Source organism: Azohydromonas sp. (genome assembly GCF_035325925.1).
Classification (GTDB): Bacteria; Pseudomonadota; Gammaproteobacteria; order Burkholderiales; family Burkholderiaceae_C; genus Calidifontimicrobium.
Map to the genome: position 1 here is coordinate 19,144 of NZ_DAOKZA010000049.1, position 8,820 is coordinate 27,963.

The 8,820-nt window shown below is 74.1% G+C and carries 7 protein-coding genes; 4 read left to right on the top strand and 3 right to left on the bottom strand.

Annotation, left to right across the window (positions count from 1 at the left end; all coding sequences use genetic code 11):
* Positions 1–42: 42 nt before the first annotated feature.
* Positions 43–2,007 (top strand): S8 family serine peptidase, encoded by a 1,965-nt coding sequence (locus PKC53_RS15525; protein WP_324430208.1) that lies wholly within the window; start codon positions 43–45, stop codon positions 2,005–2,007.
* A 4-nt stretch (positions 2,008–2,011) separates the two neighbouring features.
* Here the strand turns inward: PKC53_RS15525 and PKC53_RS15530 are convergent, their stop codons facing one another.
* From PKC53_RS15530 to PKC53_RS15540, 3 genes are read right to left on the bottom strand one after another with little or no spacing between them, the layout of a single operon-like run.
* Positions 2,012–2,239, bottom strand: a complete 228-nt coding sequence (locus PKC53_RS15530; protein ID WP_324430210.1) for a hypothetical protein — start codon at positions 2,237–2,239, stop codon at positions 2,012–2,014.
* The gene (locus PKC53_RS15535) at positions 2,239–3,180 is read right to left on the bottom strand and encodes a biotin--[acetyl-CoA-carboxylase] ligase (protein WP_324430212.1); all 942 of its coding nucleotides are present in this window, start codon (positions 3,178–3,180) and stop codon (positions 2,239–2,241) included. Before PKC53_RS15535 ends, PKC53_RS15530 begins: the two co-directional genes overlap by 1 nt.
* 58 nt (positions 3,181–3,238) lie before the next feature.
* A complete protein-coding gene (locus PKC53_RS15540; RefSeq protein WP_324430214.1) occupies positions 3,239–3,769 on the bottom strand; it encodes an SET domain-containing protein-lysine N-methyltransferase in 531 nt (176 codons plus the stop codon).
* 126 nt (positions 3,770–3,895) lie between these two features.
* Here PKC53_RS15540 and PKC53_RS15545 point away from each other — a divergent pair, with 126 nt between their 5' ends.
* The 3 genes from PKC53_RS15545 to PKC53_RS15555 form a co-directional block, all read left to right on the top strand.
* Complete coding sequence (locus PKC53_RS15545) at positions 3,896–6,541, top strand: DNA topoisomerase III (RefSeq protein WP_324430216.1); 2,646 nt, start codon at positions 3,896–3,898, stop codon at positions 6,539–6,541.
* Between the two features lie 54 nt (positions 6,542–6,595).
* On the top strand, positions 6,596–7,564 hold the full coding sequence (locus PKC53_RS15550) for an AEC family transporter (protein ID WP_324430217.1): 969 nt from the start codon (positions 6,596–6,598) through the stop codon (positions 7,562–7,564).
* A 34-nt stretch (positions 7,565–7,598) separates the two neighbouring features.
* Positions 7,599–8,820, top strand: a 1,222-nt coding sequence (locus tag PKC53_RS15555) for a glutamate-5-semialdehyde dehydrogenase (protein ID WP_324430219.1), incomplete at its 3' end; no start/stop codon positions are given.

The following is an 8,820-nucleotide window of genomic DNA, read 5'->3' on the forward strand; positions in this document are numbered from 1 at the left end:
GGTGCCGCCCGATGCCGACGCCCTGACCGAGCCCGCCCGACCATGCCGCCGACCCCCGCATTCACGCCCGTCCGCCGCGCCGCCGTTGCGCTGATGCTCGCCGCCGTCGGCGCCGCGGCCACGGGTGCGCCGGCCGTCGAGCGCGGGCCGACCGCGGCACGCGCGGCAACGCCGGACGACGGCGGCGCGCGCGTGATCGTGCGCTTCAAGCCCGGCGCCGTCACCGAGCGCGCGCTCGCCGCGGCGCGTCCGGGCGTCGAGCCGGCGCTGCGCATGGCGCGCCTGCTGTCGCTGCGCCGCGGCATCGCGCTGGTCGACGGGCCCAGCATCGACGCGCGCACGCAGGTCGTGTTCGGCGCGGGCATCGGCGCCGAGGCGCTGGCGGCGCGGCTGGCCGGCGACGACGGCGTCGAGTGGGTCGAGGTCGACCGCCGCCAACGCGTCGCGCAGGTGCTGCCGAACGACCCGCGGCTGCCGGGCGGGCAGTCGACGACGCCGGCCGCCGGGCAGTGGTACCTGCGCACGCCCGACGGCGCCGAAGGGGCCGCGATCGACGCCGTCGGCGCCTGGTCGGTCACGCGCGGGCAGCCCGGCGTGGTCGTCGCGGTCGTCGACACCGGGGTGCGCTTCGACCACCCCGACCTCGGCCACGCCGCCGAGGGCGGCAAGCTGCTGCCGGGCTACGACTTCGTCAGCGACGCGGCGATCGCCAACGACGGCGACGGCCGCGACGCCGATCCGTCCGATCCGGGCGACTGGGTCACCGCGGCCGACGACGCCGGCGGCGCGTTCGAGGACTGCGGCGTCGCCGACAGCAGTTGGCACGGCACGCAGGTCGCCGGGCTGGTCGGTGCGGCGACCGACAACGGCATCGGCATCGCCGGCGCCGGCTGGGACGTGCGCGTGCTGCCGGTGCGCGCGCTCGGCAAGTGCGGCGGCTACGTGTCCGACATCGCCGCCGGCGTGCGCTGGGCCGCCGGGCTGAGCGTGCCCGGCGTGCCGGCCAACCCGCACCCGGCGCGCGTGATCAACCTCAGCCTGGGCTCGGCCAATGCCTGCGACCGCGGCTACCAGGGCGCGATCGACGCCGCGCGCGCCGCCGGTGCGGTGGTCGTCGCCGCCGCCGGCAACGAGGGCGTCGCCGTGAACCAGCCGGGCAACTGCGCCGGCGTGGTCACGGTCGCCGGGGTGCGGCACAGCGGCACCAAGGTCGGCTACTCGAACCTCGGGCCGCAGGTCACGCTGGCGGCGCCGGCGGGCAACTGCGTGAACCTCACCGGCACCTGCGTGTACCCGCTGACGACGACCTCGGACGCCGGCACGACGACGCCGCTCGCGCCGAGCTACACGGGTGGCGAGGCCGACGCGACCCTCGGCACGAGCTTCGCGTCGCCGCTGGCCGCTGCCGCTGCGGCGCTGGTGCTGTCGGTGCACCCGGCGCTGACGCCCGACGCAGTGGCCGCGCGGCTGCGTGCCACCGCGCGTGCGTTCCCGCCGCATGTCGACGATCCGTCGATCCCGGCCTGCCGCGTTCCCGCCGGGTTCGACGACGCCGCGCAGGACAGCGAATGCCACTGCAGCAGCGACACCTGTGGCGCCGGCCTGCTCGACGCGGCCGCCGCGGTGGCCGCGGCGCAGGCGCCCGCGGCGGCGATCGGCGCGGTGCCGGCGGCGCCGCGGGTCGGCGCGCCGGTGGCGCTCGACGCCGGCGCGTCGAGCGCCGCGCTGGGCGCGCAGATCGTCGCCTGGCGCTGGGCGCTCGAGGCCGGCAGCGCCGGCTTCGACGGACCCGTCGACGCACGCACCGCGACGCTGCGCGCCGACGCCGCCGGCACGCTGCGCGTGCGGCTGACGGTGACCGACGACCACGGCCGCGAGGACAGCGCGCGCATCGAACTGGTCGCGTCGGCCGCGGGCGGGGACGGTGGCGGCGGCGCCAGCCACCCCGGCTGGCTGCTCGCTCTGGCGCTGGCCGTGGCCGCGCTGGCGCGCACCGGTCGGCGCTGAACCGTCAGTCGGCGGGGTCGGACGCCGCCGACGCCGGCGATGCGGGCGCGGCCACCGCCGGTGGCGACCCGTCGCGCACGACGCGCACCGCGTCGGCGGCGATCTGCCGGCTGAGCCGCTCGGGCTCGCGCGGGCCGTCGACCGCGACGCCCAGCAGCGCCGGCAGCCAGCCGGCGTTCCAGCCCCACAGGCCGACGTTGACCAGCAGCAGCGCCAGCACCAGCGTGCGCATCAGCCGTCGCGCTCCGACGCGGCCGGGCGCACGCTGACGTCGCCGCTGGTGATCTCGTGCAGCCGGCCGTCGGCGCTGCGCACGCGCAGCGCCCCGTTGGCGCGCACGCCCAGCGCGATCCCCTCGGCGGCACCGGGCGATGTCGTCGTCACCGGTTGCCCGCACAGCAGGTCGCGCAGCGCATAGGCGTCGGCGAAGGCGGCGAAGCCCGCGCGCTCGTAGCGCCGCAGCCCCAGCGCCAGCGCCGGGACGACGCGGTGCAGCGCGGCGGGGGCGGTGGCGCGCGCGTCGAGTTCCTGCAGGCAGGCGTAGCCGCTGGTCAGATCGTGCACCGGCTGCGGCGCGACGTTCAGGCCCACGCCGACGACCGCCATGCGGTTGCGACCCACCGCAACGGTCTCGATCAGGATGCCGCCGAGCTTGCGCCCGCGCCCCGGCGCGTCGATCAGCCACAGGTCGTTCGGCCACTTCAGCCCGATGCGCGGCGCACGCCCGGCGTCGGGCGGATCGAGCGCGTCGGCCAGCGCGACGCCGACCGCCAGCGACAGCCCAGACCAGTCGGCCGGCGCCAGCGGCAGGCTCAGCGAGAAGGTCAGCGACGCGCCGGCCTGCGACTGCCATGGCCGGCCCAGGCGCCCGCGCCCGTGCGTCTGTTGCTCGGCGACGAGCAGGCACGGCTGCGTGTCGCCGAGGCGCCGGCCGTGCGGCAGCGCGGGCATCGCGGGCAGCGCCTGCAGCGCGTCGAGCGCGCCCGGCGCGGTGATCGGCTGGTCGGGCCAGCCGCTGGACTCGCGCGCGCGGTCGAGCAGCACCGTGTTCGTCGACTCGCAGCGTGCCACCACCTCGACGGTGACACCCGGCAGCAGCGGCTGCAGCTGCTGCCACAGCCGTTCGGCGTCCCACGCGAGCGGCCGACCGGCGGCCGGGGGCAGCGCGTTCATCGCCGTCTCGTCACGCCACGGAGCACGCGTGCGGCGGGGCCGGGCACGGCGCGTACGTTCACGCCCGGCCCCGGCGCTTCGGGGCGAGCATCGTGCCGCGGCAGCCGGGTTTGCCGCAGTGGCAGGCGTACTCGCGCTTGACCTTGGCGGTGTGGCGGCCCTCGAGCATCAGCCGGTAGTCGTAGAACAGTTCCTCGCCCGCGGCGATGTCGCGCAGCGCCCTGACGAACACGCGGCCGTCGACCTCGTCGGTGTCGCAGTTGGGCTCGCAGGCGTGGTTGATCCAGCGCGCGGCGTTGCCGCGGCGGCCGCCGTCGATCACGCGCTCGTCGTCGATGTGGAAGAAGAACGTGTGGTTCGGGTCCTCGGGGTTCACCGGGTGGCGGCGCTGCGCCTCGGCCCAGCTGATGTGCTCGCCCTTGTATTCGATGATCGTCTCGCCGGCGGCGATCGGGCGCTTCGCGTACACCCCCTTGCCGTGCACACCCGAGGCCCGCACCTCGACGCGGGCGCCGTTGACGTGGTGGATGGCGGTGCCGTTCGCGGAGGCGGGCGTGCGGCGCCGGGTGGCTTGCGCGTTCGTCTTCATTCGGTACATTGATTTCATGGGCGCGCGCGCGTGCGGGGGTACGTGCGTGCACGTGCGCGCGAGGAGTCGATGGATTGTAGGCATGCCCGCGGCGAGCACCGCCGCGGCGCCGGATGTCGTGGGACCATGAGCAAAACGCTGATCATTGCCGAGAAACCCAGCGTCGCACAGGACATCGTGCGCGCGCTGACGCCCGTGGCGGGCAAGTTCGACAAGCACGACGATCACTTCGAGAACGAGCGCTACGTCGTCACCTCGGCGGTGGGCCACCTCGTCGAGATCAAGGCGCCCGAGGCGTACGACGTGAAGCGCGGCAAGTGGAGCTTCGCGCACCTGCCGGTGATCCCGCCGCACTTCGAGCTGGCGCCGATCGACAAGGCCAAGACCCGCCTGAACGCCGTCGTCAGGCAGGTGCGGCGCAAGGATGTGGGCGAGATCATCAACGCCTGCGACGCCGGCCGCGAGGGCGAGCTGATCTTCCGCCTGATCGTGCAGTACGCCGGCAGCGAGAAGAAGCCCATCGACAAGCCGATCCGGCGGCTGTGGCTGCAGAGCATGACGCCGCAGGCGATCCGCGACGGCTTCGCGGCGCTGCGCGACGACCGCCAGATGCAGGGCCTCGCCGCCGCGGCGCGCAGCCGCAGCGAGGCCGACTGGCTGGTCGGCATCAACGGCACGCGCGCGATGACGGCGTTCAACTCGCGCGATGGCGGCTTCTTCCTGACCACCGTCGGGCGCGTGCAGACGCCCACGCTGTCGATCGTCGTCGAGCGCGAGGAGAAGATCCGCCGGCACGTCGCGCGGCCGTACTGGGAGGTCAAGGCCACGTTCGACGCGCAGGCGGGCACCTACGACGGCAAGTGGTTCGACCCCGCGTTCAAGCGCGACGACGACCCCGACCGCCGCGCCGACCGCGTGTGGGACGAGGCCACCGCGCAGGCCATCGCCGACGCCTGTCGCGGCCAGCCGGCCAGCGTGGTCGAGGAGGCCAAGCCGAGCACCCAGGCCAGCCCGCTGCTGTACGACCTGACGACGCTGCAGCGCGAGGCCAACGGGCGCTTCGGCTTCAGCGCGAAGACCACGCTGTCGCTGGCGCAGGCGCTGTACGAGAAGCACAAGGTGCTGACCTACCCGCGCACCGACTCGCGCCACCTGCCCGAGGACTACCTCGCCGTCGTCAAGAAGACGTTCGAGACGATCGCTGACGAGGACCTGCCCGGTCCGCTGCGCGAGCTGTCGAAGCACGCGCGCGTGGCGCTGCGCGAGGGCTACGTCAAGCCGGGCAAGCGCGTGTTCGACAACGCCAAGGTGTCGGACCACTTCGCGATCATCCCGACGCTGCAGGCGCCCAAGGCGCTCTCCGAGGCCGAGGCCAAGCTGTACGACCTGGTCGTCAAGCGTTTCCTCGCCGTGTTCTACCCGAGCGCCGAGTACCTGGTGACCACGCGCACCAGCACCGTGGCGCGCGACGGCCGGTCGTACGCGTTCCAGACCAACGGCAAGGTGCTGGTCAAGCCGGGCTGGCTCGCCGTCTACGGCAAGGAGGCGCAGGAGGAGGACGCGAACCTGGTGCCGGTGGCCCCCGGCGAGGTCGTGCGCACCGAGAGCGTCGACGTGGTCGCGCTGAAGACCCGCCCGCCCGCGCGCTACACCGAGGCCACGCTGCTCAGCGCGATGGAAGGCGCCGGCAAGCTGATCGACGACGACGAGCTGCGCGAGGCGATGGCCGAGAAGGGGCTGGGCACGCCGGCCACGCGCGCGGCGATCATCGAGGGGCTGATCGCCGAGAAGTACCTGTACCGCGAGGGCCGGGAGCTGGTGCCCACCGCGAAGGCGTTCCAGCTGATGACGCTGCTGCGCGGGCTCGACGTCGAGGACCTGACCCGCCCCGACCTGACCGGCAACTGGGAGTACCAGCTCGCGCAGATGGAGCACGGCCGGCTTTCGCGCGACGCCTTCATGGCCGAGATCGCGAAGATGGCCGAGCGCATCGTGAAGAAGGCCAAGGAGTACGACCGCGACACGATCCCCGGCGACTACGCGACGCTGGCCACGCCGTGCCCGAACTGCGGCGGCGTCGTGAAGGAGAACTACCGCCGTTTCGCGTGCACCGGCGCCGACGGCGCGAGCCCGGTCAAAGGCGGCGCCGATGGCGCCGCGCAGGGCTGCGGCTTCAGCATCACGAAGATCCCGGCCGGGCGCGCGTTCGAGACCGCCGAGGCCGAGGCCTTGCTGCGCGACAAGCGCATCGGCCCGCTCGAGGGCTTCCGCTCGAAGGCCGGCTGGCCGTTCACCGCCGAGCTGCGCCTGGTGCGCGACGACGAGATCGACAACTGGAAGCTCGAGTTCGACTTCGGCGACGACGCGAAGCAGGCCGAAGGCGCCGGCGAGCCGGTCGACTTCTCCGGCCAGAGCCCGCTCGGCGCGTGTCCGAAGTGCCGCGGCCACGTCTACGAGCACGGCACGAACTACGTCTGCGAGCACGGCGTCGGCGCGCACCCGACCTGCGACTTCAAGAGCGGCAAGATCATCCTGCAGCAGCCGGTGCCGCGCGAGCAGCTGAGCAAGCTGCTCGCCGAGGGGCGCACCGACCTGCTCGAGAACTTCGTCTCCAACAAGACGCGGCGCAAGTTCAAGGCGCGGCTGGCATGGGACGCGAAGGAGGGCAAGGTCGGCTTCGAGTTCGAGCCGCGCGCCGCCAAGGCGGCCAAGACGGCTGCGCCGGCGAGGCAGGCTGCGGCGAAGCGGCCGGCGGCGAAGAAGTCGGCATAGCGCGATGGTGCTGCGGGCGACGGCCGTCGGCGCGTCGCGGGGGGCGGTCCGGCCGTGACCGCCGACGTCGCGTTCAAACTGCTGGCGATCGTGCTCACCGTCGGCCTCGGCTGGGCCGCGGCGCGGGCGCGCTGGCTCGGCGACGCCGACGGCAGCGCCACCGCGGTGCGCGTGCTGTCGGCCGTCACGTTCAACCTGTTCGTGCCGGCGCTGCTGTTTCGCACGATGGCGCGGCTCGACCTCGCGGCGCTGCCGGGACGCACGATCGCCGCATACTTCGTGCCCGCCTGCGCCTGGCTGCTCGTCGTCTACGCGCTGCAGCGCCGGCGCGCGGCGGCGCACGGCCCGGCGGCACCGGCCACGCGCGCGATCGGGGCGACCTACGGCAACGCGGTGCAGCTCGGCATCCCGGTGTCGGCGGCGCTGTTCGGCGAGACCGGGCTCGGCGTGCACCTCGCGCTCGTCGCGGTGCACGGGCTGATCCTGCTGACCCTGCTGACGGTGCTCGTCGAGGCCGACCTCGCGAGCGCCGACCGGCGCGCCAGCTGGACGGCGACGCTGCGCAGCACGGTGCGCAACACCGTGATCCACCCGGTGGTGCTGCCGGTGCTGCTCGGGCTGGCCTGGAACCTGACCTCGCTCGGGCTGCACCCGGTCGTCGACCAGACCCTGCAGGGGCTCGGCGCCGCCGTGGTCCCGGTGTGCCTGGTGCTCATCGGCGCGTCGCTGCAGGCCTACGGGCTGCGCGGCGGCCTGCGCGGCGCGGCGATGCTGTCGGCGGCCAAGCTGCTCGTGCTGCCGGCGCTGGTGCTGGTGACCGCGCGCTGGGGATTCGGGCTGGACGGCACGGCGCTGGCCGTCGTCGTGATGATGGCCGCGCTGCCGGTGGGCAACAACGCGCTGCTGTTCGCGCAGCGCTACGGCACGCTGCAGGGCGAGGCGACGGCGGCGATCGTGCTGTCGACGCTGGCCTTCGCCGCCACCGCATCGCTGTGGCTCGCGGCGCTGGCCGCGCTCGGCTGATGCGCCCGGCCGCGGCCTTTGGGACAATCGGCGCATGACGCCCACCGACATCCCTGCCTACATGGCGCACGTCGGCGCCGCGGCTCGCGCCGCGTCGCGCGCGATGGCCGCGGCCCCGACGGCGGCCAAGGACGCCGCGCTGCGCGCGCTGGCGCGCCGGCTGCGGGCCGACGCGCAGGCGCTGCAGGCCGACAACGCCAAGGACATCGCCGCCGCCGAGGCCGCGGGGCTGGCCGCGCCGCTGGTCGACCGGCTGCGGCTGACGCCGAAGGTTATCGACACGGTCGCCGATGGCTGCGAGCAGATCGCCGCGATGCCCGACCCGATCGGCGAGATCACCGACGTCAAGCGCCGCCCGAGCGGCATCGGCGTGGGGCGCATGCGCGTGCCGCTGGGCGTGTTCGGCATGATCTACGAGAGCCGGCCGAACGTGACGATCGAGGCGGCGTCGCTGGCGATCAAGAGCGGCAACGCCTGCATCCTGCGCGGCGGCTCGGAGGCGATCCACTCGAACCGCGCGCTGTGGCGGCGCGTGCAGGCCGCCCTGGCCGACGCCGGCCTGCCGGGAGACGCGGTGCAGCTCGTCGAGACCACCGACCGCGCCGCGGTGGGGCGGCTGATCGCGATGCCCGAGCACGTCGACGTGATCATCCCGCGCGGCGGCAAGAGCCTGATCGAGCGCATCAGCCGCGAGGCGAAGGTGCCGGTGATCAAGCACCTCGACGGCAACTGCCACGTCTACGTCGACGCCGAAGTCGACCTCGAACTCGCCGTCAAGGTCACCGACAACGCGAAGACGCAGAAGTACAGCCCGTGCAACGCGGCCGAGAGCCTGCTCGTGCACGCGGCGCAGGCCGACGCCTTCCTGCCGCGCATCGGCGCGGTGTTCGCCGCCAAGGGCGTCGAGATGCGCTGCTGCCCGCGCAGCAAGGCGGCGCTGCAGGCGGTGCCCGGCGCGACGCTGGTCGACGCCACCGAGCAGGACTGGGCCGAGGAGTACCTCGCGCCGGTCGTCAGCGTGAAGGTCGTCGACTCGATCGACGAGGCGATCGCGCACGTCAACCGCTGGGGATCGCACCACACCGACGCGATCCTCACCACGCACCACCCGAACGCGATGCGCTTCCTGCGCGAGGTCGACTCGGCCAGCGTGATGGTCAACGCCAGCACGCGTTTTGCCGACGGCTTCGAGTACGGGTTGGGCGCCGAGATCGGCATCTCCACCGACAAGCTGCACGCGCGCGGGCCGGTCGGGC